A 26,534-nucleotide genomic window follows, 5' to 3' on the forward strand; every position below is an offset into this window, starting at 1 on the left:
TTTAATTACCCTTCCTCTACGTACAATTGTTGTTTATTTAAAGCATTTAATAATTGATAGGTATTTTCTCTAAACACCGTTTGTAATTCAGGAAGATTTTCTAGCATCTCTTCTAGTCGTGAACTTGTCTCTTTTAGATATTTATCTAATACGGTAGCTTTATCACTTATAGATAATAAATGGTTTTTATTCTCATACTTATAAAATGTTTCGACGACAATTGATCTTTGTGTGCTGTCATATAATTCTTTTTCTTTGCGTATTCGATAAAGAAACAAGTATTCCTCTATAAGTGAGTTCCATCGATCTAATTGATAAAAGTCCACAAGCTTTTTAATTAATGCTCCCTCAATATTTTTCAGACTTTCTATTACCTGCTCTATTGTTTTATCATTCTGTTGATAAAAGAATATTTTATTCTCATTTACCTCTTTAATTCCTTCTGCTAGGATTTTAAGCATTTTAAAGTCTTCGATTTCCGCTAATATTTTATAATATTGCCCACTATATAAATCCCCTGCTAATACTGTTAACTGTCGATTTCTTTCGTTCCCTTTATGCATCTTTTCATTTGTAACAAGCTCATGGGTATCAAGGGCAATTTGTATAAGTGTAATAGTTGCTGCATATGTAATTATTTCTTGCTTTTTTATATTTGCCTCTAAAAGGACAGATATAATTAGTAATATCTTATGTTCATCTATAACTGGATTTGGTATATGTTTTTGCAAATAATGATTCGAAGTTCGCTCAATCACTCTTTTTTTTACACTTTCTATTAATTCCTGCATAACCATAACATCACCCTTGTTCCCCATTTATTCCTGGTTTTCTATAATTTTGTTTCTCGCATCTACTTTTAATTAAGACAAGTGAAACCATCTCTCGAAAGATTGTCTATCTATCTTAGAACTACAAATTAACAAAGTAAACTTTTTTAAAAAGCCACTTTCCATTTCTATCACATATTCTAATTATTATATCACAAGAAAAAGTAAAGGGATACAATTGGCACTTAGTAAAGGTTCTGCTTTATCTTTTCCGAATTAACTGAACATAATTCAGTTTTGTTACTCTGCACCATGAAAAAACAACAGAAAAAAACCGCGATAATTTTCGCGGTTTTAGTGAAATACTATTATTGTATGTAATTATTTCACTGCGTCTTTAAGTGCTTTACCTGGTTTAAAAGCAGGAACTTTACTTGCTGCGATTTCAATTTCTTCACCAGTTTGTGGGTTACGACCTTTACGAGCCGCACGCTCACGTACTTCAAAGTTACCGAAACCGATAAGTTGTACTTTATCACCATCTTTTAAAGCATTCAAAATTGTATCGAAAACAGCGTCAACTGCTTTAGTAGCGTCCTTTTTTGATAGTTCACTTGCTTCAGCAACTGCATTGATTAATTCTGTCTTGTTCATGCCTTTCACCTCCTCCCGAGTGTTTCAAATAAAAGCTAAAAATTAGTTTCATATCTTTATTTGTAAACAAATTAACGGAATTATATACGTCCTACTGAATTTTTTCTTAATTGAGACCAATTGGTTTCTACTAAAAAGAAATGTCAGTATGAAAAGCCTTAAGCTTTTAATAAAGATTAAGAAACCTTTTATAACGCTAATTCCTTTAAAAGATTATCATAATCATTTCTGCATATCAAGAAATTTTATATATTGATAGCAATATTTTCTTATTTTGAAATAAAAGCGTAACATTAAAACCATATTTTTACCAATTTCATCCATAATTTGAGCGGAAATGGAACTATTCTCCCGTTGTACCAATAATGTAATAAACGGGTATATTTATAATAAAAGAAAAGCCTTTTTATTCATTCATCAAAAAAAGAACTCTAGAATAGAGTCCTTACAAAATAATTGCTATGAGTCCACCAGAGCCCTCGTTAATAATTCTTTCTAATGTTTCTTTCAGTTTATAACGTGCATTTTCTGGCATTAAGGACAATTTTGCTTGTATTCCTTCCCGGACGATGGAACTTAAACTTCTTCCGAAAATATCTGAATTCCAGATGGATAACGGATCATCTTCAAAATCTTGCATTAAGTATCTTACTAATTCCTCACTTTGCTTTTCTGATCCAATGATTGGTGCAAATTCACTTTCTACATCCACTTTAATCATATGGATAGATGGCGCAACGGCTTTTAATCTAACCCCAAATCTAGAGCCTTGACGAATGATTTCCGGTTCATCTAAACTCATATCCACTAATGATGGAGCTGCAATGCCATACCCAGTTTGTTTCACCATTTTTAAAGCATCTGAGATTTGATCATATTCTGTTTTAGCATGTGCAAAATCTTGCATTAATTCTAGTAGGTGGTCTTTTCCTCTAATCTCCACTCCTACAATTTCTTTGAGGATATCATCATATAATTCATCTGGGGCAAACAAATCAATTTCTGCGATACCTTGCCCCATTTCTATACCTGCAAGACCAGCATTTTCAATGAATTCATATTCACTAAATTGCGAAACTACTCTATCCACATCTCTTAATCTCTTAATGTCTTTAACCGTTTCTTTTACTGCTTCTTGATAATTATCTCTTAACCAATGATTTTCTCTTAATACCATTACCCAGCTTGGTAAGTTTACGTTTACCTCTAAAACTGGAAACTCGAATAGCGCTTCACGCATAACATTTAACACGTCTGCTTCGCGCATACTTTCTACACTCATGGCGATAACTGGAATATCATATTTTTCGGAAAGCTCTTGTTTTAGAGCATCCGTATTAGGATGATATGGCTGAGCACTATTTATAATCATAATAAATGGTTTACCAACCTCTTTTAACTCTTCAATTACTCTATTCTCGGCTTCTAGGTAGTTACTTCTTGGAATATCACCAATCGTACCATCCGTTGTAATAACGACTCCAATTGTACTGTGTTCTTGAATAACCTTTCTTGTTCCTATTTCAGCAGCTTCATGAAATGGAATAGGCTCTTCATACCATGGTGTATTGATCATTCTAGGGCCGTTTTCATCCTCATAACCTTGTGCTCCCGGCACAGTATAGCCGACACAATCTACAAGCCTGATATTCACTTCTAATCCTTCATCTACTTTAATAGAGGCCGCTTGATTTGGAACGAACTTTGGTTCTGTTGTCATAATTGTTTTTCCTGCTGCACTTTGTGGAAGCTCATCTTTAGTCCGAGCTCTATCACCTTCATTGTCCATGTTTGGGATAACAACCAATTCCATGAATTTTTTTATAAAAGTTGATTTTCCGGTACGTACTGCTCCTACTACACCTAAGTAAATATCACCGCCCGTTCTTTCGGCAATATCTTTAAAAATATTTACCTTTTCCAAGTGATCCCCTCCTGAACTTTTCCTAGTACATGGGATAGAATTATCCATTTAATACTATTAGACAATATATATTTATGATGTTGTCCTATCTCTTTATGCCTTATTTTTTATTTTCTCCCCCTTTTTTTTGCTAGTTTTTATTTTAAAGTTATAAGACCTTTGTTTATGAACGTAAAAATGATGCCCATCCATACGTTTTATTTTTATGAAACTAGCATGAATTCATTTATAAGCTATATTAATCCCATTTTTTCTGTGTATGAATAAATAAAACCTTCTCTTCAATATATACAAGAAAAAAAGGGATATGACACTTTTTGTTCGCAAATCTATAAAAAACTAGAAAAGGGGAAACTGATTATCGGCCAGTCTAGTAAACTTGCCAATCTGTTGCAATGACATATATCGTTCAAATGCAGCAAAGCGGCGAAAAACAAAAAAAAATCAAAGTAAGAAGTAGGGGAAACTTCTCACTTTGATTTCCATTGACTATTTAACCCAAACCCTGTTCATTCCACTAGGTTGCTTCAAAGCATTTTATGTTATTACATACATTTTCGAACCATTAAAACGCCTAAATTTCCATAAAAAGATTTCGTTCATTCTCCTTTCATAAGAAAGGATTTACAAAGTACACATCTTTTCCTTATTCTATGTACTGAGAAGCAAGAATGTTTATTAAATCTTCCATTTCATTCGTTTTTCCTCTGGCCATTAGGCTTTCGACTGCTTCCTTCGCATCTTTTCCATTGAATAAAATTTCGAATAATGCATTTGTGATAGGCATCGTAACACCGTATTTTTCGGAAAGCTGATGAGCTGCTTTCGTTGTTCGGATTCCTTCTACAACCATTCCCATTTGCTCCAGCACTTCTTCTAGTGCATGACCTTTTCCAAGCATATTACCTGCTCGCCAGTTTCTGGAATGAACACTTGTACAAGTAACAATTAAATCTCCAATCCCGGTCAAACCAGCAAAAGTAAGTGGATTTGCTCCCATTCTTGTACCTAGTCTTGCCATCTCAGCAAGTCCTCTTGTAATTAATGCGGCCTTTGCATTGTCACCAAAACCTAATCCATCTGCAATCCCTGCACACACCGCAATAATATTTTTCAATGCCCCGCCAATTTCTACACCAATAAGATCCGGATTTGTGTACACTCGAAAATTATGATTGATAAATAAATCTTGTACCAGTTCAGCTTCCTTCATATTTTTAGAAGATACTGTAACAGTCGTCGGATGACGTAAGCTTACTTCCTCCGCATGGCTAGGTCCAGAGAGTACAACAATACTCTTTCGGATGCTTTCAGGTATCTCTTCCTCCATTATTTCAGAAATTCTAAGTAATGTACCGGGTTCAATTCCTTTACTTACATGAACGAACGTTTTTGGTTCGTTAATATACGGGAGTAATTGAGGAATTACCTCACGCATCGCTTTTGTTGGTACAGCTAAAACAATGATATCCACATCATGAACACTCTCTTCTAACGAAGTGGTGCCTTTTACTTCATTGGGTAAGGTAATTCCAGGCAAATATTTACTGTTTTGATGTAAATTATTTATCTCTGCAATATTTTTCTCATCTTTTCCCCAAATATGAATAGTATGACCATTGTCGCCAAGTACTAATGATAGTGCTGTCCCCCAGCTTCCAGCACCAATCATTGCTACGGATTTTTTATCTTTCATCCTTTCCACCTCTTTTATTTTCTTTCTCTTGCAAATATTTTAATCGGTGTTCCTTCAAAACCAAAGGCATCTCTAATCCGATTTTCTAAAAATCGCTCATAAGAAAAGTGAAGCAATTCTGGATCATTTACAAAAACAACAAAAGTAGGCGGTCCAACCGCAACTTGGGTAGTATAGTATATTTTTAACCTTTTTCCTTTATCTGTTGGAGTTGGATTCATCGCAACCGCATCCATTATAACATCATTTAACACACTTGTTTCCACTCGGCGTGTATGATTTTCACTGGCAACTTTAATCATCGGAATTAAAGTATGAATACGTTTTTTCGTTTTCGCAGATAAGAATACAATTGGTGCATAATCTAAGAATAAGAAATGCTCCCTTATATTTTGTTCAAAGGTTTTCATTGTTTTTTCATCTTTTTCTACTGCATCCCACTTATTTACGACAATAATAACTGCTCTTCCTGCCTCGTGAGCATAACCAGCAATTTTTTTATCTTGTTCAATAATTCCTTCTTCCCCATCAATAACTACTAAAACAACATCCGATCTTTCAATTGCTCGCAATGCTCTAAGTACACTGTATTTTTCTGTAGACTCATATACTTTTCCTTTTTTTCTCATTCCAGCTGTATCGATAATCACGAATTCTTCGCCATTAACCGTTACTTGGGAATCAATTGCATCACGAGTCGTTCCTGCAACATTACTTACGATTACGCGCTCTTCGCCTAGCATTGCATTCACTAATGAAGATTTTCCTACATTTGGTCGTCCAATAAGCGAAAATTTAATGACATCATCATCATAATCCTTTGTATCACGTTTAGGAAAATGCTTTGCAGCTTCATCCAATAAATCTCCAAGTCCTAATCCATGTGAACCAGAGATCGGAAACGGTTCTCCAAAGCCTAATGAATAAAAATCATAAATTTGCTCTCTCATATCTGGATTATCTACTTTGTTAACAGCTAGCACAACAGGCTTTTTCGCTTTATACAAAATCTTCGCAACTTCTTCATCTGCGGAAGTAACACCTTCCCGACCGTTTGTTATAAAAATAATAACATCTGCTTCCTCTATTGCGATTTCTGCCTGCATACGTATTTGGTCTAAAAATGGTTCATCTCCAATATCAATACCTCCTGTATCAATAAGGTTAAAATCATGATTTAACCATTCTGCCGAGCTATAGATACGATCTCTCGTTACTCCTGGTATATCTTCTACAATAGAAATACGTTCTCCTACTATCCGATTAAAGATAGTAGATTTCCCAACATTCGGTCGTCCAACTATCGCAATAACTGGTTTCGCCATCGCTATCATCCCTTCATATACATAATCATTCTATCCATGCAGCATGATTCCTTAGCATAAACATCTCAAGGTAATCACGATGTTAAAGAACATTCTTAGATTATTTATTTCTTTTATGAACGTAAGCACTAAAGCTTTTTGTACTTTCCGTTTTTATAGCTTCGTTTTAAAAACGTCTTAAAAACTGATTCAAAACGAAACCAATAATCGATTGCTCAAGTAATACCCTTTAACAAAAATAGTAAAATAGGGACTAACCCTTAAACTGAGAGGCAGACCCCTAACTAAAATAGTTTATCAAACAGATGTTAACCTAGCAACATAAAACTATATTTCTTTTATATAAGCTTACTTTTTGATAGTTCTCTTATGAGAATTAATGTCTTACAATAATAAAAACTTCCTCGCTGATTTTATGGGCAATCCCATCTAATATCGCTTCTAAATTTGTCGCTACGGTTTCTAATTCCTTTGTATCTTGGCAATAAAATACACCGCTCCCTGGAGCAACTTTATTTGGATTAGTTGTTATGGAGGCTAAAATGTATTTCTCTATAGTCATTCTAACTCATCCTCCCTTTCTTCACGCTTACTTGGCATGCGAATCGCATTTTCTAGAGTTGGAACTGCACCAATGATGCGAATAGCTTTTTTTTCATTATGTATTTGGGGTAACACAAAAACAGCTACTCTCCCATCTTCAAGGTCTCTTTTTGCCAGAGGTACTAGCGCAGGTGTTCCGGAGTCACGGTATACCCCAAGAGCTGTTGTAACATCATATAAAATAGCTTGTCTTTGCCCTAAATTTGCAATGGTGGTTCTCGCGTTAAAATTCTTAGGTGTGAGAATAAATCCCATTCCATATTTCAACACTTCTTTCTGTCGCTCCGGTAACCCAATATTCATAATGTAAATAGTATCAATATGTAAACCAGCCCCTTTAAACGTCGGTTGAACATATTCTATATCCACTATATCCTTTAATTGACCACCAGACATTAGTTTCTTCGATATGACTACCGAAATGATCGCTGCAAGTATTCCTGTCCATATATTGAAAACAATATATCCAAACGTGCTGACTAATCCTGCAAACATTACTAAATAATTTCTACTTTCAAAAGCAATCGCGATTCCTTCAATATATGTTTTTCCTCTTGGTACCATTTCAAAACTATCTAGTTCTGTTAATGTATTTCTCTCCATATTTCTAACTTCTCGAAATTGAGACGCTGCAACAGTAAGAAATGTTACTGCCGTAAAATCCTTGTTTAATATCGATGGTATTGCAACCGAACCTAAACCTGCTGCAATAAAACCTAACGCTATATGAATGATTTTTCCATGCAAATAAGTCGGGTATTGTCTATAATCCGTGCGCAGCATAAACATCCTTAACAATGTTCCAACAATCACTCCAAATAAAATTGGATAAACGAAATTGCTCATAAGTTTTTTTGTCTCTCCTTTTCAAGCAAAAATACATAATTTTCCCATCTTGCAAGTGTTATTTTTAAGTAATAAAGTGAAATCAGTCCTAGCAAACCAAGTGTTAAAAAGTCGAAAAAGGCCATTGATCCAATGGAATAATCCATCTGATAGTTTCTTATAAGGAAGCTTAAAACCATCTCCCCATTAATACTTCCAATCAGCAAAACAAGTATTTGGCAAAATATATTTTTATGTAACAAGATAAGGAATGTAAATAATATACTTGTTTTCAGCCACACACCTGGAATAAATACCCAAACAGGATCAATAATGGCCATTAACTCATATGTAACATAAGCTAACATCATAAAAAAAGATGAAATAATCGTGTAAATACAGTTCTTCCACCGCAAAGTACCTGTATAAAAAAAAGACATTATTAACACAATCAGGAGCAAAATAGAGCAACTTATTCCTTGCCATTCCCAACGGTAAGGACTTAAAATAATTGCTGTTAATATGTAAATAGAATATTTCGTTCGGCTTGGGTTATTTTTGTCCATAAAAAACGTTGTTATTATCCAGATACACCATGTACAAAATAAAAAGATTGATCCTTCCACATCCTCACTCTCCTCTATTTTTCCATTATGTCTCGGAACTATGTAATTTAAACGAAAAAGTTAGAAGAGCGCATAGTGACTATTCTGTAAATTTTTTTCAGGAAATTTTTTCATTAAGTAGTTTTCTGCCTTCGGAAGAATAATAAAAAGAACTTCTATGAAAGAAAAGAAGGAGAACATCCATTTTATAATGGAAATAAAAAAGCAGGAGGCATTGTAAATGGGTAAAGATAGACAGGAAAAAAAATTAAAAAATAGTAAAAGAGTAGAATCTGATCGTGATCAAGCACTTCATTATAATGGTTCCACTCGGTTACAAAGTCCAGAAGAAGGAAGATTACTTAACGATAATAAGTAAAATACAAAAGAGGTGGCCAAAATGGCCACCTCTTGATTCCATAACATTAATTTTTTAATTTTTTCAATTGCTCTCCAATCATATCACCTAATTGGAAACCTTTTGATTCCTCAGGAAGTTCATACACTTCTTCTTCGTCTATTTCTTTTTCTGTTAATTCTTTAATACTTAAAGAAAGACGTTGTTCTTCTTCATTCACATCTAAAACCTTTACTTGGACTTTCTGTCCTTCTTTTAATACTTCGTGAGGTGTTCCAATATGCTTATGGGCAATTTGAGATATATGAACAAGACCTTCAACCCCTGGGAACACTTCAACAAAAGCTCCATAGGAAACAATACGTTTTACAGTTCCATCTAGTACGCTACCTTTTTCAGCGCGCTCTGCAATGTCTGCCCACGGTCCTGGCTGTGTTTCTTTAATAGATAAAGAGATACGATCATTATTACGATCAACACTTAATACTTTCACCTTTACTTCTTGTCCTTCTTGAACTACATCTGTCGGACTAGAAATATGATCATGAGATAATTGAGAAATATGAACTAATCCATCAATACCGCCTAAATCAACAAAAGCACCAAAATCTGTAATTCTTTGAACGGTACCTGTTAGTGTTTCGCCAACTTCAATTGAGTCAAGGAGGTTTTGTTTTTGTTTATTTTTCTCTTCCTCAACAACTGCACGATGGGATAAAATAAGGCGACTCTTGTCTTTTTCCAATTCTACAATTTTAAAAGAAATGGTCTTACCTTTATAATCAGAAAAATCTTCTACATAATGAGCTTCTACTAAGGAGGCAGGTACAAAACCTCTGACACCAAGATCAACCACAAGTCCGCCTTTTACCACGTCTTTTACTTCTGCTTCAAACACTTCGCCAGAATTAAACTTCTCTTCAAGCTGATCCCATGCTTTTTCCGCATCCACTTTTCTTTTTGACAAAACGAGAGCATCTTCTTCCACTTTAATTACTTCTAATTCAAGTTTGTCTCCTTCAGATACTACGTCACTCGCTTTTTCAATGTGCAGGCTAGATAATTCACTTATTGGTATAATCCCATCGAGTTTACTGTCGCTGATTGCAACAATTACCTGTTTCTCTTCCACTTTCGTAATCTGACCACTTACTACGTCTCCGACAGTATAATTATTTACAACTACATCATTTAATTCCTCAGACATATGTACTCCTCCTTCAACTCTATAGTGCCTGAACATTCTAGAAAAATGTTCAGGCAACCGAAAATAAATTAATCATCCTTACGATTTATAAGAAACCTTCTCTTTAAAGTTCTTACAAACTTCTTTTTTTGTCAAGTAAGAAACACTAGACTAGTTTGAAAGATTAAGTGATTTTTGCTTTCGTTTTCATTAATTGCTTATTTTTTCTCTAGTTAACCCCATGATTTTTTCGACTACCTCATTTATGGATAAGGAAGTAGTATCCAACTCAATTGCATCGTCCGCTTTCTTCAATGGTGCAATTTCACGTTCTGAGTCTAATTTATCTCTTGCAGCAATTTCTTGTTTTAATTGTTCTAAATCTGATTGATATCCTTTTGACACATTCTCTTTATGTCTTCTAATTGCTCTTTCATCAACAGAAGCTAAAAGGAAGACCTTTACTTCAGCGGTTGGAATAACATGGGTACCAATATCTCTACCATCCATTACCACCCCACCGTTTACAGCAAACATTTGTTGTCTTCTTACCATTTCTTCCCTTACAAGCTTATGTTTAGAAACAATGGAAACAGAGTTAGTTACTTGACTTGAACGAATTTCCTTTGTGACATCATGGTTATCTAAAAAGATTAGCTGTCCATGTTCCCCTGGGAAAAGCTCAATAACTGTTTCATTTAACATATTTATTAAACTTTTTTCATCTTCTAAATTTAAATGATGATTAATTGCTTTAAAGGTTAATGCTCTATACATAGCACCTGTGTCAATATAAATGTATCCTAATTGTTCCGCAACAATCTTTGCAACAGTACTTTTCCCTGCTGCTGCAGGTCCATCAATTGCAATGCTAATTTTCTTTTCCATAAATCCTCCTGAACTACTGGCTCAAAAATACCAATTAACTTATTAAAAATTCTCCTATTCTATTTCTCCTCTAAAAGGAATCGGAAACCTTAGCTAGTCCTATTCATAAAAGAGAACATTATTATAATAGGAAGAGCAAGTTTTGCTTTTATGGCTTCACTTTCTTTTATTTTAACATATTCTTTCGACTTTTTATCATTAAATCCTTTTCTTTTATCTATCTCTTTGGATAGGAAGTTTAAGAAAATTCATCCTTATCTTCCAAAGGTCTCAAGAAAGGAGACAAAATTAGAATCCATTACACCCTCATATTGAGTGATTGTTCTTATTTCCGGTATAAAGTCCCAAGTATGAAGCATTTGGCCTATAATAAAAAAGGCAATTTGAAGACCAATAATCTTTATTAAAATTCTTTCAACCGTTTTCACTCCATGCAACTCCTTTTCCTACTTTTCTTATACACAAAAGCTAGAGTCATTTAAAATTTAGATTATAGGAATAGTATCGGAGTAAATGCATGCCTTTATTCAAATTTCAAGCCCTTTCTTTTTTAGCGAAAGTTGACGGTCAAAGCTGAATCTCAGCATCGACTGACGATCAACTGGATCGACGTCCAAAAATTCAATAGCCATTTTATAGTTCTGTTCGTTGTATTCGAAGATTTTTTTTATTTCCGCAGATAAATGTAAATAATTATACTCACCATTTTGTAAAGGTAAGACTACCGAAACTTTAATTTTACTATTTTGCTGCAGATTTATATGTTTAGGAACTATTACTGCAGCCCCGCCTGCACTAAAATCCAACGAAACAGTTGTAAATGGTTCGACAGTATTCTCTTTCTTGAAAGGATGGATAGCCATATCAACACTTGTTTCAATTCTTACAAATTGTCGTCGCTGAATCTTAATCATTTGATCATCAGAAGGAAGCGAAAGGATTAACAGTGGAACATTATTCTCTTTTTTCCTACCGATAACTTCTGAATGAAATAAATAAGCGATACCTTCGTTTGTTACAAAGTTAATCCTTAACTGAGCTCCATTCATGAGAAAAACAAGCTTATTTGTTTCAAGGTGAATTGGATATTCAATACTGATTGATTTCTCCTCGACTCCTAAAATACGACTTTTATACTGTTCTACTTTTGTTTCGCCATGAATCGGTTCAATTACTAACGTATCTCCAATTGAAATCACTTTATCTCACACTTTCCTTCTTAATTATATAAATATCTTAATGCTAGATAACCTAATTTTTCCATATATAAATCGTTTAGAAAATTACCTTCCTAGACTTAAAGTCCTAATAATCAATTTGGTAAATTATATCAAAATACCTACTTTTATGTATCATTATTACATGAACGTTTTATATTTGGCAATACCGTCCCTTCCCTTATCACTTCAATCATTCCGCTTTTATTTACTAATAATTAAAAAAGCTGTCAACATCCTTTTATAAAAGTTTGTTGACAGCGACTTTCTAATTACACAACTTCTTCATATACAGGTTCAGCATTTTTTAACTTCTCTACCTTCTCTTCCACTCCATTATCGGCATTTATATAAATTCGATAAGTGTCCTCACCTAATGTCCCGATAAATTCATAACATAATACTTCTTTATTCAAGTCATTTAAGATGATTGCCAATCCATCATCCATTATTTTTACTTGTTTATTAATTTTCTTGCGTGCATCTTGTTTGGAAATAACCGGATCTTTTATTTCTCTTTCTTTATTTGCTATTAAATAATCCTCTGCTGCAAAACCAATGATATTTCCATTATCCAAGGCAACTTTCATTTTGACACTATCTGGGTAAATTTTCACCCCATCTATTTCGGTGACAAAATTAAACACACCAATATTCTCATACTGCATACTTTCGAATAACGCTAGATTTTTAAATTTATGTTCTTTTAAAAATTTAACTGCTTGATTACTTGCTTCATTTAGACTTATTTTATCTTTCTTGACTTCTCGTGAGACAATTGACCATATTGGATATCCTCCTTTTTTCGTGATATCCATACTAGCTTCTACATTTGTTCCCTTTTCTTTAAGAGAAACACTATAAAAACCGTAGTTTGATCCTTTGCCACTTTCTGTGACTTTTACATCAACAGGATTTTTAAAATCTGCAAATTCTTTTGCGATTTCCTTTGCTTCTTTTTCTGTAATTATCTTCCCTTTTAAATTTTTAAAGTTTTCATCTTTCTTTTCCATGTTTACATTTGTCACACCAAAGCTCGTTTCCTGATAACCTTCTACTTTATCTTCAACCGTTTTTAAACCGTCAATAATGGTATTATCTAATTGTTTATCGGTAGCTAATGCCATCTCAACATCCATCCAGCGAAGATTTTTTTCCAGTACTAAGTGCTGCACGTTTCGTAATTCATCTTGAATGTCTGCTGCATCTTTATACAGCTTTGTTAATGTTTTTGATTCCTCTTCCGATAAAGGTTCTTTATTTAAATCTCTTACCGCTGTCCGATAACTAAAATCACCGATTTTCGCTAGAAACTCTTCTGTTTTATTAAATGGTAGTAGTGTCAATGGTAGTTGACCTACATCGGAATGGGCTTCCGAAGTAATTCGCCATACTTCTGCCAATGCAGGAGACAGAGATTGTTGTGAATTCATTGCTAAAGTTGTCCCAATTTGATCATGAAGCAAATCTACTTGATAGGTTAAATCATGAAAAGCTCTCTGGTAGTTATTCTCTGCGTTTAATAATACAGCATTTTTCTCTTTATGTTCCTGATAGCCCCAAAAGGCCACCCCTGCGACTCCGAGTGTTAATACTCCTATTAATATTCCTCTTAACATTGTCTCACCCCACTATTTACAGAATATATGCTTACCTATTTGTTTAATTTGTGGTCGACCCCAGATCCATCCACTTGTTGCTGTATCTGGATTAAAGTAATATAACGCATGTCCTGTAGGATCCCACCCATTTATTGCATCTAAAACTGCCTCTTTTGCTTGTTCATTAGGCGTTAACCATATCTGTCCGTCAGCAACTGCTGTAAATGCACGCGGCTCAAAGATTACCCCTGATACAGTATTGGGAAATGATGCACTATTAACTCTGTTTAAAATTACTGCTGCAACAGCCACTTGTCCTACATATGGCTCCCCTCTTGCTTCACCATATACAGCATTCGCCATTATTTGAATATCATTTTGCGAAAAACCATTTGGAACATTTGCTGCAGTAGGTTTTTTTCCAGTTGTATTTTCTCCGCCATTTGTATTAGCAGTATTCTTTGGCGCATTATTGTTGTTAGTAGTACCTTGATTACTACTTTTATTAGTTGTATCGTTGTTGCTAGATGCATTATTTTGTTTAGCTGTTTGACTGTTATTATTTGTTTTCTTTTGTACTGTTTCGTTTTGCTTTTTTGCAGTGTTTTTGTTCGAAGAAGGCATTTTTTGCTTTTCTAAATCTACTCCTCCATAATGGGAGAACTTTTTCCCGCGATTTATCTGTTCCTTGACAAATTGCTCATTGTATTTCGTTGCACTTGCTAACTTATTCTTCGTTTTCGTACCGGCTAATCCATCTATCGGCAAACCATATTCATATTGAAAATTTCTTAACGCCCAATAGGTTTGCCAACCAAATACCCCATCAATCTTCCCATTATAATATCCTACATATTGAAGTCTTGATTGCAATTCAATAACATCATCTCCTACCGCTCCATGCTGAATAACCTGATTGGAAAAAGCATGTACTTTTTGTTCAGCATAAGGAAATACTAGTAGTCCTGACATAACAAAAAGGATGATTGATATTTTTGTGAGTAAAAACTTTTTATTCATGCTTATTACCCCCATAACTAATTACTATTAACATTAACTGTATTTTTTGTAGCAATTGGATTTTTATACAAAAAAAAAGTAGAGTGAATGACTTCACTCTACTTTTTTACATACTAGATACTTCAAATACTTATTCCAAAGAGGATTTTAACCATTCCCCTTTCATTGTGGTAAATATTCCCTTTACCTTATTCCTATTATGTCCCTGTCATTCTTCGAATATGTCCGCTGCTTAATTCTCTAGCACTTTTCACCTTTCTAAGGCCTAACCACCATAAATAAAACATAAAAGGAGTGATGAAGATCAGCCAATTTTTCTCTAGAGATACAATATAATCGTATATAGCGTGAAGCAGAAAAGGAACAAGCAAGGAATAGACAAGCCATTTCCCTCTAGGCACAATAAATTTACCTTTTCCAAAATAATAACCCATAATAACCCCAAAAAGGGCATGACTGGATACAGGAAGCAAGGCTCTCCCGATTGCATACTCCAGTCCATTTGCCACTAAATACAAAATATTTTCCATAGTAGCAAATCCTAAGGACACGGCAACCCCATAGACTATCCCGTCATAAGGCTCATCGAAATCGGCATGCTTCACCGCTGTATAAAAAACAATAAACCATTTAAAAAATTCTTCCAGTAAGCTCGTAGTAAGCAAGGAACTCCAAATTCCCTCTGGAATGACATGCTCTGCTTGAAAAACATATTGGATAAACATTATGGGAAACACAAGAAGTGCCCCTGTAATAAAAGACCGCATGACAAGTGATATTGGCTCGGAACCGTATTGGTCTTTTAAATAAAAATAGCTTAATAATGCTAAACCTGGTGCAATTCCGGCTGAAAAAATCGCCAACATTTTATTTCCCCTTTTCCCTTATATAAGAGTTGCACGGTCTCATTTATTTTTTTCTTGTATGGCTTTTGCGATCTGCACACCATGAAATCTACCATTTTCAATAAAGATTTCATTCGCATTATTTCCAGCAGCAATTACCCCAGCAATAAATATTCCTTCCACATTTGTTTCCATGGTTTCCGAATCAAATACAGGTCTTCCTGTTTCTTTCTCAATTTCTATCCCCATTTTTTTCAAAAATGCATGATCAGGATGATATCCGGTCATTGCAAAAACAAAGTCATTTTTTATTTCATGAAGATTTCCATTTACTTCATACAGAAGAGATCCCTCTTTTATTTCGACAACATTTGCCTGAAATTCCATTTTAATTATTCCTTTGCGGACTAAAGACTCGAATTCAGGTAAAATCCACGGTTTGATACTAGTGGAATATTCGTTCCCTCTATACAAAACGGTTACCCTTGCACCAGCTTTGACTAGCTCAATCGCAGCATCCACACTTGAATTTTTCCCGCCAATTACCGCTACATCATGATTGAAATAAGGGTGTGCCTCTTTAAAATAATGCATTACTTTATCCATGTCTTCGCCTGGAACGTTCATATAATTGGGATTATCGTAATAACCAGTAGCAACAATAACGTAAGGAGCGATATACTCCTCTTTTTTTGTTTTTACAAGAAACTCCTGTCCCTCTGTTCTATTGACGTCTAATACTTCTTCATACGCATGGATACGAAGATCTTTTCTTTTTACCACTTCGCGATAATAAACTAATGCTTGATTCCGATTGGGCTTATATTGTTCTGTTAAAAAGGCGACATCCCCAATCTCCAGTTTTTCACTTGTACTGAAAAAGGTTTGATGAGTTGGATAACCATGTATGGCATTTACAACATTCCCTTTTTCAATGATTAACGGATTTATATTTATTGCCTTTAAGGCGATCCCTGCTGCTAAACCACAGGGACCAGCACCAATTATAATTGCTTCTTCTCGTTTCAACATAATCACTCCTAACATTTTACAAAAAGGTTAGCCTCTTCTAACAAAATCCTTTCTTTTCTATTATGCATTTATTTTAGCTAATAGATGATTCATAACAGAAAAGGCGTACCTCTAAAAAGGTCCAATATAAAAAATCCCCTACCTATAAGGATAGGAGATTTTTGTAAAATCAGCAATAGATTTAATCAAATTTATATCCAACCGCGGAATCTAGATGCTTCCGCCATTTTTCTAACCCCCACCATATATGCTGCCAACCTCATATCAACTCGACGTATTTCGGCAGTATCATAGATGTTTTTAAAGGACTTACTCATTACTTTTTCCAGTCTTTCTTCCACTTCTTCCTCTGTCCAATAATACCCTTGATTATTTTGTACCCACTCAAAATAAGAAACAGTTACTCCTCCAGCTGAAGCTAAAACATCCGGAACTAATAAAATTCCTCTTTCTGTTAAAATGCGAGTAGCTTCTAATGTAGTTGGTCCGTTCGCTGCTTCCACCACAATACTTGCTTTAATATTATCTGCATTATGTTCTGTGATTTGATTTTCTATCGCAGCAGGCACTAAAATATCGCACTCCAACTCCAATAGTTCTTTATTTGAGATGGTATTATTAAATAAGTTTGTAACAGTGCCAAAACTATCTCGTCTATCTAGTAAGTAGTCAATATCTAATCCTTCTGGATCATGTAAAGCACCATACGCATCCGAAATACCAATGACCTTCGCTCCAGCATCATGCATAAATTTAGCCAAAAAGCTGCCCGCATTCCCAAAACCTTGGACGACGACACGTGCTCCTTCTATCTCTATGCCTCTTCTTTTTGCTGCTTCGCGTATACAGATAGTAACACCTTTAGCCGTAGCAGTTTCTCTTCCTTGTGAACCACCTAATACAAGTGGTTTGCCTGTGATAAATCCAGGGGAGTTAAATTCATCAATTCGGCTATACTCGTCCATCATCCATGCCATAATCTGTGAATTTGTAAAAACATCTGGAGCTGGAATATCTTTAGTTGGTCCAACAATTTGGCTGATTGCTCGTACATAGCCCCGGCTTAATCTTTCCAATTCACGAAAAGACATATCACGTGGATCACAGATAATGCCTCCTTTTCCGCCACCATAAGGAAGATCAACGATTCCACATTTTAAACTCATCCAAATAGAGAGTGCTTTCACTTCTGTTTCCGTAACATTAGGATGAAAACGAATTCCCCCTTTTGTTGGTCCCACGGCATCATTATGTTGAGCGCGGTAGCCTGTGAAGATTTTTACAGTCCCATCATCCATTCGCACTGGTATTTTGACTGTCATCATTCGAATCGGCTCTTTTAATAATTCATAAACTTCATCTGAATATCCAAGTTTATTCAAAGCTTTATGAATTACTGTTTGTGTTGATTTCAAAACATCGTGTTGCTCTTCTACATGATTCTTCTCATTAGATTTGTTGGCTACCATTAATAAATCCTCCTAAAAAACTACTTGTAGTTATCCACTGCAGTTCTTCTTTATAAGAATAATTATTTAGCTTCAATAGAATGCAAAACATAAATACAAAATTAGTTGCTAATTCAAAGCATAGTATACACTTTTACTTACATTATGCAAGATCATTTATTTACTTATTTAGATTTAAACGAATCCCTTCCTTCAGAAGGCTTTCATTCCATAATATATTCTTTTTTTACTGTGATAAACTGTTTTTTCCTCATTGCTAGTATCAGTATATTCAATTAAACGATTCTTTGTCCTACCTCACCCTCATTTAATTATCATTATTTCCTTTTCTTCTACACTTTCCCATACAGCTTTTCCCTGAGGCTAAACAAAAATTTAGTGGTAAAATACTATTATGTATCTTCCCCATTTCATTTTAACACTTTCAACAAGTTTTACCAATCATCAACTTAGAAATTTTTATGTACAAAATCCCCTTTAAACACACAAAAAAAGATAGATAATTCCAAACTCCGTCGAAGTTCCTATATCCCCGTTATCTGAGATTAACTTCAAAAATTGGAATTGTTCTATCTTAAAAATAGCTGGTTAAAAAAAATGCACTAATGTTTCAATAGCATTATCTTTTTTGATGACATTCCCATATTCTTCAATTATATATATACTCTTTAAACTCGCTTCTCCAAATTCACTTAGAATAGCAATAATTTGTTCTTCTTTAAATGAAGAAATATCGACAAAGCATAAATAATACCTTTCATTTAAATTATATAAAGAACCACCCTTAAAATTGTTTTGCTCTAACTGTTTTACCGCATCTATTACATATTCTATATCTGTAAACTCATATAATATATCCACTGTTTCTTCTACCGTTACTTGCATCTCTAAAAAGCCCTCTGATAATAATTCTTCCGTATCCAATTCAGTTTCAGTTATTGTTAAGATCATTACCATTCCTTGGGCTTTCATGGAAAATATCTCAACAGCTACCGATCCGTGTATCTCCATATCAAATATGTCATTTGCTTCTTCTAACATTTCATGAAAAAAATACTGCCACTTTATCGAGTCTTTCCATATATCTTCCTTGGTCAATCCACGTTCATACAAATCATCTGTGGTCAGATGGATTTTAATTCTGTTACTATTCAATCTCTCCAAACGCATGACTACGCCTCCTGCCTGCTCCTTGAAAAAACTCTTAATTTAGTTTATGAATGAAAGCAGGAATCGGTGAGTAATATTACAAAGTGGAGGATGATATATATAAGAGCCAACCGATTCAAAAAAGAAATATTGGTCAAATCGTAATAATGCTTTAAATTTAATTGTCCATTTGTTTATGTTGAATCTTGATAATATGAGTTTCTGGATGTGCGCCGAGCCTTAATGGAATACTTGTCGTGCCATATCCATTACTGACAAATATAGTAGTATTTCCAACCACTTTCGTTCCTCCTAATTCGTATGGACCAAATCCCAAAATTCGAATTTGGCCACCATGGGTATGACCACTTAACACTAAGGAAATCTGTTCCTTCTCTTCCATCTTTTCCACTATTTTCGGATTGTGACTGACTAATATTTTAAAATCACTATTCCCCACTTGCTCTAACGCTTTTTCTAAATCATCATATTCTAATGAATAATCTTCAATACCGAGCAAGGACCAGCTTTCCCCATCTGCAGATTGAAAAGTTATTGCTTTATTATTCAATAAAATAATATCTTCATCTAGTAATAAAGTCTCCAAAACATCTCGGTCTATCTCGTAGTCATTATTTCCCCAGACAAAATAAACAGGACCGATTTTTTTTAACTTCCGCAAATTTTCGCGTGTCTTCTCTAACTTAACTCCCTTCTCTAAAAGATCTCCGCCTATAATGACTATCTCAGCTACATCCACCGCCTCATTAATAACGGAATCATCAATTGATCTTCTATGGATATCTGAAATAAAGAAAAGGGTGATTTCACGGAAGGAAGCAGGAAAATTTGGAAAATAAAACATCTCATATTTAACATGATTTTCATTTGCAATTTTTCTCATATGTAAAATTAAAGCAATCCCTGCCAAAACAAGTAAAACAAATCCAACTAGTACATATATCATAAAGTCCCCCTAACTTCCCCATCTTACAAAGGATGATGTTTATATTTTAATACACCTCTTACACTTAATACCATTTTTAAGAAAATTTTTCTCTATTCACTCCCCATCTATATAGCTCCTAATGATAAGTAATTTACTCAAGAATTTCTGCTTCTCTTTTTCCTTCCCTTCAGCTATTCATACTTAAACCAAAACGAATTTGCTACTTTATTAAAAGCAAGCATGTAACTAAATCTTTCAACATAAGATGTAAAGTAAATTAAAAAAAGGAGGGAAATCTATGTCTTCATTTTACAGAGAATATCAGCCTTATATCAGTCCATTTGATCCTTGCCCACCCATAAAAACAAAAGTTTTTTCCACACCGCCTAATTTATTTTTAGGTTTTCAGCCACCAAATCTGCCCCAATTTAGTCCAATGGAAGCATTAAAAGCAGGAACATTATGGAAAGCATTCTATGACCCATATTTCAGTCCATATGAAAAAACGAAAAGGGAGTGAAAAGACAATGAAGCAGTTGCCACCAGAATATTATCAATTATTAGAGCAGCTTCAAGCTGTAGACTTTGTATTAGTTGAACTTACTTTATATTTAGATACTCATCATTATGATCAAGATGCCATAAATCAATTTAACCATTATGTAAAAGAAAGAGAAAAATTCAAAAAAATATATGAAAATAATTTTGGGCCCTTATTACAATTTGGAAATAGCCCATCTGGTTCCCCATGGGATTGGGATGCTGCTCCTTGGCCTTGGCAAGTATAAGAAGATATGTTTCTAAATAATTTTGCGATAAAGGAGAATGAAAAGATATGTGGATATACGAGAAAAAATTACAGTATCCCGTTAAAGTAAGTACTTGTAATCCTATGCTTGCTAGATTTTTAATTGAGCAATATGGAGGAGCAGACGGAGAACTAGCAGCAGCATTAAGATACTTAAATCAGCGGTATTCCATACCTGATCGGGTTATTGGGTTATTAACAGATATAGGAACAGAAGAATTTGCTCATTTAGAAATGATCGCGACTATGATCTATAAACTGACAAAAGATGCCACTCCAGATCAGCTAAAAGCTGCTGGACTTGGTGACCATTATGTCAATCACGACCACGCCTTATTCTACCATGATGCTGCTGGAAATCCTTGGACGGCAACATACATACAAGCTAAAGGAGATCCAATCGCAGATCTGTATGAAGATATAGCAGCGGAAGAAAAGGCAAGAGCTACTTATCAATGGATTATTAATATGAGTGATGACCCAGATTTAAATGATAGCCTTCGTTTTCTAAGAGAAAGAGAAATCGTCCACTCGCAACGATTTAGAGAAGCAGTAGAAATTATCAAAGAAGATCGTGCCCAACGAAAGATATTTTAGTATTCGCTTTATATAAATACAGTGCAGAGTTCCAAGTTTTCCATCCAAAGAGAAATCGCAACCTTAATATAGAAATGCTAACCATATTACGTATGATTGTTTCAGCTTTTCCGATAATCACTCGCAGACTGAATACCCTTCTCTCTGCATGGGCTGAGAACCTATTCTCCTCATCTCTGCGTTTCTGCGGGTGACTTTCTTGCAAGCTCCCATACGAGTCTACGTGTATTTTAGTCTGCTTTGTTTTTACCCTAACTACTTATAGATATAAAGCAGATATTTAAATAAGTAACAGGATATGTAATCTTCCACCTAACTAATTGTCACTTTGCTTGATGGAATAAATTGATATCATATGAATCTTTGATTGTATTATATATTTCATGCCGAACGTTCCAAGTCTCACTATTTCCGAATAAATCTTTGCTTTTGTCAATAAATTCACAGCGTAAGTCATGGTATTCCTTTTCCGCTTTATCTCTTTTTTGTCTCAACACATTCATATACCCAAATGCACCAATCAATAGAAATAAGAGATATAAATTTTCACTCTCTTTTACATATACGGAAAACATGACTGCAAATGAATGTGAATATGGTATAGCTATGTGTTTATATAACCAAATAAAATAACAGAATGAGGCAAAGATAGTAAACCACATAATAAGCAAATGTCGACTTTTTAATTTATCATATTTTTTCTTTTTCTCAATGATTTTTATGAGAACCTTTTTCGTCGTACCATCCAAATCATACCTTTCAGGGAAGATTGATCGTTCCAAAGTCACTTCCTCCTTTATATAGCACATTAAGTCTGATTTACCAATAGCGTTGTAATGTATAAACAACAATTTCAACATCTTTACTTAACTATATGTGGAGGAAGGACAAGTTAGAATAAGTTATTATGGTTCAATGATAATTTTCAGCGTTTGCCCTAATTGCACCTGATCTGTTGTCATATTGTTGGCTGCTTTAATTTTCCCCATACCATCTCCATTTGGATAATATTTTAAAGCTATTCGATATAAATTTTCACCCTTTGCTACTGTATGGTACACAATTTTTTCATTAGGATTTGTTTGACTAGAATTCTCTTCTTTTTCTTTTTGCTTCTGCTTCTGCTCCTTATCTATCTTTTTCTCTGAACGTTGCTTTTGTTCTTTTTGTTCTTTTTGTTCTTTTTGTTCTTTTTGTTCTTTTTGTTCTTTTTGTTTCTCTGCTTCCTTTTCTTTTTCTTCAGCCTTTTCTTCAGCTTTTTCTTTCAAATTATCTTCAGGAATTTCTTCTTCTTTTTTCACTGTTGAATTACTTACAATTACGAGTTCATCTTGATTATTGTCACTATCGTCAGGTGTTGTTTTATTATTAGGTGAGTACCCTTTTTGAATATTTACATTTTCAAATACTCCTGAAGTATTCTCGGTTGATAAAAGATTGGAAATATCTTTCCCATTTAATACTAATAATACAGCTACTGGTAATAAAATAAATAAAAATGCTAACAAGCTAATAATTGGTATCTTTAATTTTTTCTTCTTATTCTTGTGAACAGTACTTCTTGATGGGAGGGAAGAGTCTTGTCTTTCCTCTGTTACTGGTACTTCTTCTTCACTTGTCACTTTCTTTAATCTTTGTTTTTGTAATTGTGCCTGAACTCTATATGGATCCTCTTTCTTCATAAACATCCCATCCTTACAATTCCCCAAAATCCCCTAACAAAGGAGCGGTTATTCCATGACATTCCCCTTGATGTACTCAACTCGTTTGAAATAACTTGAACCGAATAATACAACCGAGTAAGAAATCAATAAGAAAATGCATAATCACTGTCACCCAGAGATTTTCTGTTACTTCAAATAAGACACCGATAACGAAACTTACCAAAATGACATTCATAAATAAAAAAGGATTAAATAAATAGCGGTAATGCATCATAGCAAAAAGGAGACAGCTTAGCAGCAGCCCTAAATTCGTTTGGATTACTCCTCTAAATAGTATTTCTTCGCAAAATGCTACCATTAATGCGATGAATGCAATATGAAAAGGATTCCTATTTTCAAAGACTCGCTTATTCACACCACCATCATCGTGGTAATGTTTAGAAAATCGTATCATCAAGAAAATATCTATTCCTGTTATTGCTAATCCTGCTATCAAACCAATGATAAAATCTGTCTGTTCATACTTAAATACTGTTGTTAATGGAGGGTTCGATTGAAAAACAAAAATATACAGTATGAAAGTGATGATAAGGAGAAGAAACTGTGTTATATATACATTTTTTATTAAGTCTCGGTCTGACAATTGATTAATTATGGCCGTATATTTTGCTTTATTCATTTATATATCCTACTTTACTATATTTAAAATAAATGCCAGCTGATTCTTCCAATCCACTAGTACCTCGTCATCCTCCATGCTTTTTTTATGAAAGAAATTAGATAAATCTATTCCGCATCTATCACAGCAATTTTCATTTTCTTTGCTTTCGTACTTTTCTCCGAAATACTCTAATATATACCTTCTCCGGCAAGATATAGAATGTAGCCATTCCATTAGATCTTGCACTTTTCGTCTTTTTTCATTTACCCGATTTTCTCTAAAATTGTTATATAAATCTAGAGAATGCAATAGCTCGGAGACCGTTTTATTATTCGGTTCAATATAAGACTCCAACACGCGCCATTGGGTCTCGGTAAAGAGCATTTCTAATTGATAGCCTTCTTTTTTCTGCCATGCTTCAAATGAAGGGAAATTTTTTAAGCGTGCTTTCCATTTATTAATTTGTAATTCGTCCGCCAATTCCGATTCAATCAACTGATAAGCAATCCACTCATCTCCTGGAGTATACAAGATGATGGATACACTCGGTTTGCCATCTCTACCAGCTCTGCCTATTTCCTGAAGATAGGATTCTAATTGTGTGGGCAGGTGATAGTGAATAATAAAGCGAATATCCTCTTTATTTATTCCCATTCCAAAGGCACTTGTTGCACATATAACATCTAATTGTCCTGCTAGGAATTGCTGTTGAACAAGAATACGATCTTCTTGCGTCATGCCGCCATGGTATGCCATTATTCGTTTGGAAGATTTTTCTTTCAAAAACGCTACTGTTTGTTCAGCTAGCTTTTTGCTAGAGAAATACACAATGCCTTGTCCATCAAGCCTTTGAATATATTCTAAAAGCTTATCCATTTTTCCTTGAACGTGTGAGACTTCCTCTAGATTTATAGCAATATTTGCTCGATCGACAGAATAAATGATTTCTTCAACCATTTCTAAATGTAAAGACTTTATGATATCCTCACGAACCGCTTCTGTTGCGGTTGCTGTTAGAGCTAATGTTAAGGGATTATTTATTTTTTGTCGAATCTCCCCTAATTTTTGATAATCCGGTCGAAAATCGTATCCCCACTGGGAAATACAATGTGCTTCATCTATAACGAATAGACTAATTTTCATTTTTTGCAGCTGATCTATGATATGTGGCAATGAAATCATTTCTGGGGATATAAAGATATACTTATATTGCTGAATTTGCCGTAATACTTTATTCTTTTCTGCTGGGTTCAAAAAGGAATTTAAAGCAACGACTCTTTTTTCCCCTTTCATTTTCATTTGCTCCACTTGATCCTGCATTAGTGACAAGAGAGGAGAAATAATAATTACTGTTCCCTCCATAAGCCTGCCAGCTAATTGATAACATAGAGACTTTCCTGTCCCCGTTGGCAGCATCGCTAATGTGTGCCTCTTGTTAAGAATGGATTCTATCGTTTCTTTTTGCCCACCTCGAAAGGCACTTAACTGATAGTAGTTTTTTAAGATTGCTTCTAAATTCATGAAAAATCACCGTATCCTGCCATCACTGCACGTATCTCAAAGTAAGAAACATCTGCTAACTGCTGCTTTATCACCTTTAAAGATTTAGAAGGCGATTTTTCCATACATGCTTTGATTTTTGATATATTCTCGCTGCTCACTAAATTATCTATAGGAAAGTTAGGCACATTCAATAGTATTTCAATAATATGATCTTCAATTGTGCTTTGTTTTAAATTTCTCACACGAACAATTTGCTCGATACTTAACCCCTTTTGGATTAAATTAAATGTTTTAGCCGTTGACTCTGTCAGGGTAAATGGTTTCTTACTTTCTTTAATCATTTGACTTAACAGTGGAAACTCCCCCTTATTAGATAGAATTTTCTCTATCATGTAATGAAGAATAGCAAGGAAAGATAGCTGATAATAGTATGGATCTAGTTCCAATTCTATTGCTGCTTGCTCTGAAGTTAGACCTATTCTATCACTTCCGGTAAGTCGGATAATAAGAATGAGCGGATCTAATTCACTCTCTTCCAGACAGTCAACTATTTCCTGATAGAGATAGCGATTCATTTCACTTCTATCTATAGACGACATAGTATGTAAGGTATTCTTCAACCATAGTTGTGCTGCAGGGTTTCTTTGTATCGGCATATAATGATTACTTTTTTTCGATAAGTGAGAAGTAACTTGTACAAATAATGAAAGTCTTTGCCAATATGGCCCAGTTAATGAATGATATCTCCAGCCTTTTAAATCTTTTGGAAATGGATTATCCTTCAATAATACTTCTAATTCTAGCTTTCTATCGTTTTTAACTAAATAATGATTTTCTCCTGTTTTTTCTAGCCATTCTTCCTTATATAAGGTATAAATTATTTGATCCAGTTGCTCTCTTGTTAATAAAGGGAATGCCTGAAATAAAGAGGTCAGCTGAAAGATATGAATATCTTGGATGGTTTGTGATGACTTTTTTCCATTTAATATATGAAGAATAGAGTAGATAGTTCTTTCTCCATTCATTTTATATAGACAGTTTAAAATGATTATTTTAATAAAGGACATATTTTCCTCTTCCTTCAGTTTGACAAATTTTGTTGAAATTTGTTTGTAACATTTCTTATATTTTACCATGAATTTTATTTTTTAGTGTACTTTGATCACATATCCTTCACATATTTTT

General features: G+C 34.2%; 28 protein-coding genes. 4 read left to right on the top strand and 24 right to left on the bottom strand.

Going from position 1 to position 26,534, the window contains the following annotated elements; translation table 11 throughout:
• Positions 1-5 precede the first annotated feature (5 nt).
• From MHH96_RS19825 to MHH96_RS19860, 8 genes are all read right to left on the bottom strand, one after another.
• Positions 6-791, bottom strand: a complete 786-nt coding sequence (locus MHH96_RS19825) for a heptaprenyl diphosphate synthase component 1 (RefSeq protein WP_161798381.1) — start codon at positions 789-791, stop codon at positions 6-8.
• Positions 792-1,151: 360 nt separating this feature from the next.
• Entirely contained in the window at positions 1,152-1,424 is a 273-nt protein-coding gene (locus MHH96_RS19830) for an HU family DNA-binding protein (protein WP_016203034.1), read from the bottom strand.
• 445 nt (positions 1,425-1,869) lie between these two features.
• On the bottom strand, positions 1,870-3,348 hold the full coding sequence (spoIVA, locus tag MHH96_RS19835; RefSeq protein WP_047940360.1) for a stage IV sporulation protein A: 1,479 nt from the start codon (positions 3,346-3,348) through the stop codon (positions 1,870-1,872).
• A 646-nt stretch (positions 3,349-3,994) separates the two neighbouring features.
• Positions 3,995-5,044 (bottom strand): NAD(P)H-dependent glycerol-3-phosphate dehydrogenase, encoded by a 1,050-nt coding sequence (locus MHH96_RS19840; protein WP_047940359.1) that lies wholly within the window; start codon positions 5,042-5,044, stop codon positions 3,995-3,997.
• Positions 5,045-5,058: 14 nt separating this feature from the next.
• Positions 5,059-6,369, bottom strand: coding sequence for a ribosome biogenesis GTPase Der (gene der, locus MHH96_RS19845; protein ID WP_047940358.1), 1,311 nt, complete (start codon positions 6,367-6,369; stop codon positions 5,059-5,061).
• A gap of 376 nt (positions 6,370-6,745) precedes the next feature.
• Positions 6,746-6,931 (bottom strand): capping complex subunit for YIEGIA, encoded by a 186-nt coding sequence (locus MHH96_RS19850; protein ID WP_047940357.1) that lies wholly within the window; start codon positions 6,929-6,931, stop codon positions 6,746-6,748.
• Positions 6,928-7,818: a YIEGIA family protein gene (locus MHH96_RS19855; protein WP_047940356.1), complete on the bottom strand. Its 891-nt coding sequence runs from the start codon at positions 7,816-7,818 to the stop codon at positions 6,928-6,930. Before MHH96_RS19855 ends, MHH96_RS19850 begins: the two co-directional genes overlap by 4 nt.
• Positions 7,815-8,423 carry a YphA family membrane protein gene (locus tag MHH96_RS19860; RefSeq protein WP_047940355.1) on the bottom strand — a complete coding sequence of 203 codons (609 nt, stop codon included), beginning with the start codon at positions 8,421-8,423 and terminating at the stop codon, positions 7,815-7,817. The genes MHH96_RS19855 and MHH96_RS19860 overlap by 4 nt, the downstream gene beginning before the upstream one ends.
• A gap of 220 nt (positions 8,424-8,643) precedes the next feature.
• Here MHH96_RS19860 and MHH96_RS19865 point away from each other — a divergent pair, with 220 nt between their 5' ends.
• On the top strand, positions 8,644-8,781 hold the full coding sequence (locus MHH96_RS19865) for a YpzI family protein (RefSeq protein WP_082138218.1): 138 nt from the start codon (positions 8,644-8,646) through the stop codon (positions 8,779-8,781).
• A gap of 46 nt (positions 8,782-8,827) precedes the next feature.
• On the opposite strand, the gene rpsA is transcribed toward MHH96_RS19865, so the two are convergent.
• From rpsA to MHH96_RS19920, 11 genes are all read right to left on the bottom strand, one after another.
• Positions 8,828-9,967: a 30S ribosomal protein S1 gene (rpsA, locus tag MHH96_RS19870; protein ID WP_047940354.1), complete on the bottom strand. Its 1,140-nt coding sequence runs from the start codon at positions 9,965-9,967 to the stop codon at positions 8,828-8,830.
• Positions 9,968-10,156: 189 nt separating this feature from the next.
• Positions 10,157-10,834, bottom strand: coding sequence for a (d)CMP kinase (cmk, locus tag MHH96_RS19875; protein ID WP_047940353.1), 678 nt, complete (start codon positions 10,832-10,834; stop codon positions 10,157-10,159).
• Positions 10,835-11,088: 254 nt separating this feature from the next.
• The gene (locus MHH96_RS19880; RefSeq protein WP_047940352.1) at positions 11,089-11,262 is read right to left on the bottom strand and encodes a DUF5359 family protein; all 174 of its coding nucleotides are present in this window, start codon (positions 11,260-11,262) and stop codon (positions 11,089-11,091) included.
• A 99-nt stretch (positions 11,263-11,361) separates the two neighbouring features.
• Positions 11,362-12,033: a flagellar brake protein gene (locus MHH96_RS19885; RefSeq protein ID WP_047940351.1), complete on the bottom strand. Its 672-nt coding sequence runs from the start codon at positions 12,031-12,033 to the stop codon at positions 11,362-11,364.
• A 290-nt stretch (positions 12,034-12,323) separates the two neighbouring features.
• Positions 12,324-13,670: a germination protein YpeB gene (gene ypeB / locus MHH96_RS19890; protein WP_047940350.1), complete on the bottom strand. Its 1,347-nt coding sequence runs from the start codon at positions 13,668-13,670 to the stop codon at positions 12,324-12,326.
• A 12-nt stretch (positions 13,671-13,682) separates the two neighbouring features.
• Entirely contained in the window at positions 13,683-14,672 is a 990-nt protein-coding gene (sleB, locus tag MHH96_RS19895) for a spore cortex-lytic enzyme (RefSeq protein WP_061796524.1), read from the bottom strand.
• A 197-nt stretch (positions 14,673-14,869) separates the two neighbouring features.
• Positions 14,870-15,538, bottom strand: coding sequence for a glutamic-type intramembrane protease PrsW (prsW, locus tag MHH96_RS19900; RefSeq protein WP_047940349.1), 669 nt, complete (start codon positions 15,536-15,538; stop codon positions 14,870-14,872).
• Between the two features lie 39 nt (positions 15,539-15,577).
• On the bottom strand, positions 15,578-16,546 hold the full coding sequence (locus MHH96_RS19905) for a YpdA family putative bacillithiol disulfide reductase (protein WP_047940348.1): 969 nt from the start codon (positions 16,544-16,546) through the stop codon (positions 15,578-15,580).
• Positions 16,547-16,740: 194 nt separating this feature from the next.
• Positions 16,741-18,018 carry a Glu/Leu/Phe/Val family dehydrogenase gene (locus MHH96_RS19910; protein ID WP_047940347.1) on the bottom strand — a complete coding sequence of 426 codons (1,278 nt, stop codon included), beginning with the start codon at positions 18,016-18,018 and terminating at the stop codon, positions 16,741-16,743.
• A gap of 588 nt (positions 18,019-18,606) precedes the next feature.
• Positions 18,607-19,188 carry an adaptor protein MecA gene (locus MHH96_RS19915; protein WP_047940346.1) on the bottom strand — a complete coding sequence of 194 codons (582 nt, stop codon included), beginning with the start codon at positions 19,186-19,188 and terminating at the stop codon, positions 18,607-18,609.
• Between the two features lie 157 nt (positions 19,189-19,345).
• The gene (locus MHH96_RS19920) at positions 19,346-20,134 is read right to left on the bottom strand and encodes a metallophosphoesterase (protein ID WP_061796526.1); all 789 of its coding nucleotides are present in this window, start codon (positions 20,132-20,134) and stop codon (positions 19,346-19,348) included.
• A gap of 280 nt (positions 20,135-20,414) precedes the next feature.
• Between MHH96_RS19920 and MHH96_RS19925 the strand changes: the two genes are divergently transcribed.
• From MHH96_RS19925 to MHH96_RS19935, 3 genes are read left to right on the top strand one after another with little or no spacing between them, the layout of a single operon-like run.
• Positions 20,415-20,636 carry a spore coat associated protein CotJA gene (locus tag MHH96_RS19925; protein ID WP_047940344.1) on the top strand — a complete coding sequence of 74 codons (222 nt, stop codon included), beginning with the start codon at positions 20,415-20,417 and terminating at the stop codon, positions 20,634-20,636.
• 7 nt (positions 20,637-20,643) lie between these two features.
• Positions 20,644-20,904: a spore coat protein CotJB gene (locus tag MHH96_RS19930; protein WP_047940343.1), complete on the top strand. Its 261-nt coding sequence runs from the start codon at positions 20,644-20,646 to the stop codon at positions 20,902-20,904.
• Positions 20,905-20,951: 47 nt separating this feature from the next.
• A complete protein-coding gene (locus MHH96_RS19935) occupies positions 20,952-21,521 on the top strand; it encodes a manganese catalase family protein (protein WP_047940342.1) in 570 nt (189 codons plus the stop codon).
• A 323-nt stretch (positions 21,522-21,844) separates the two neighbouring features.
• On the opposite strand, the gene MHH96_RS19940 is transcribed toward MHH96_RS19935, so the two are convergent.
• The 5 genes from MHH96_RS19940 to MHH96_RS19960 form a co-directional block, all read right to left on the bottom strand.
• Positions 21,845-22,303: a DUF2663 family protein gene (locus MHH96_RS19940; protein ID WP_341117901.1), complete on the bottom strand. Its 459-nt coding sequence runs from the start codon at positions 22,301-22,303 to the stop codon at positions 21,845-21,847.
• A gap of 123 nt (positions 22,304-22,426) precedes the next feature.
• On the bottom strand, positions 22,427-23,203 hold the full coding sequence (locus MHH96_RS19945) for a LysM peptidoglycan-binding domain-containing protein (RefSeq protein WP_341117902.1): 777 nt from the start codon (positions 23,201-23,203) through the stop codon (positions 22,427-22,429).
• A 76-nt stretch (positions 23,204-23,279) separates the two neighbouring features.
• Entirely contained in the window at positions 23,280-23,864 is a 585-nt protein-coding gene (locus tag MHH96_RS19950; RefSeq protein ID WP_047940340.1) for a CPBP family intramembrane glutamic endopeptidase, read from the bottom strand.
• Between the two features lie 9 nt (positions 23,865-23,873).
• Positions 23,874-25,367, bottom strand: a complete 1,494-nt coding sequence (locus MHH96_RS19955) for a RecQ family ATP-dependent DNA helicase (protein WP_047940339.1) — start codon at positions 25,365-25,367, stop codon at positions 23,874-23,876.
• A complete protein-coding gene (locus MHH96_RS19960; RefSeq protein WP_061798295.1) occupies positions 25,364-26,416 on the bottom strand; it encodes a helix-turn-helix domain-containing protein in 1,053 nt (350 codons plus the stop codon). Before MHH96_RS19960 ends, MHH96_RS19955 begins: the two co-directional genes overlap by 4 nt.
• Between the last annotated feature and the right edge of the window lie 118 nt (positions 26,417-26,534).

The organism is Niallia sp. FSL K6-0212, assembly GCF_038007605.1.
Taxonomy (GTDB): Bacteria; Bacillota; Bacilli; order Bacillales; family Cytobacillaceae; genus Niallia; species Niallia circulans.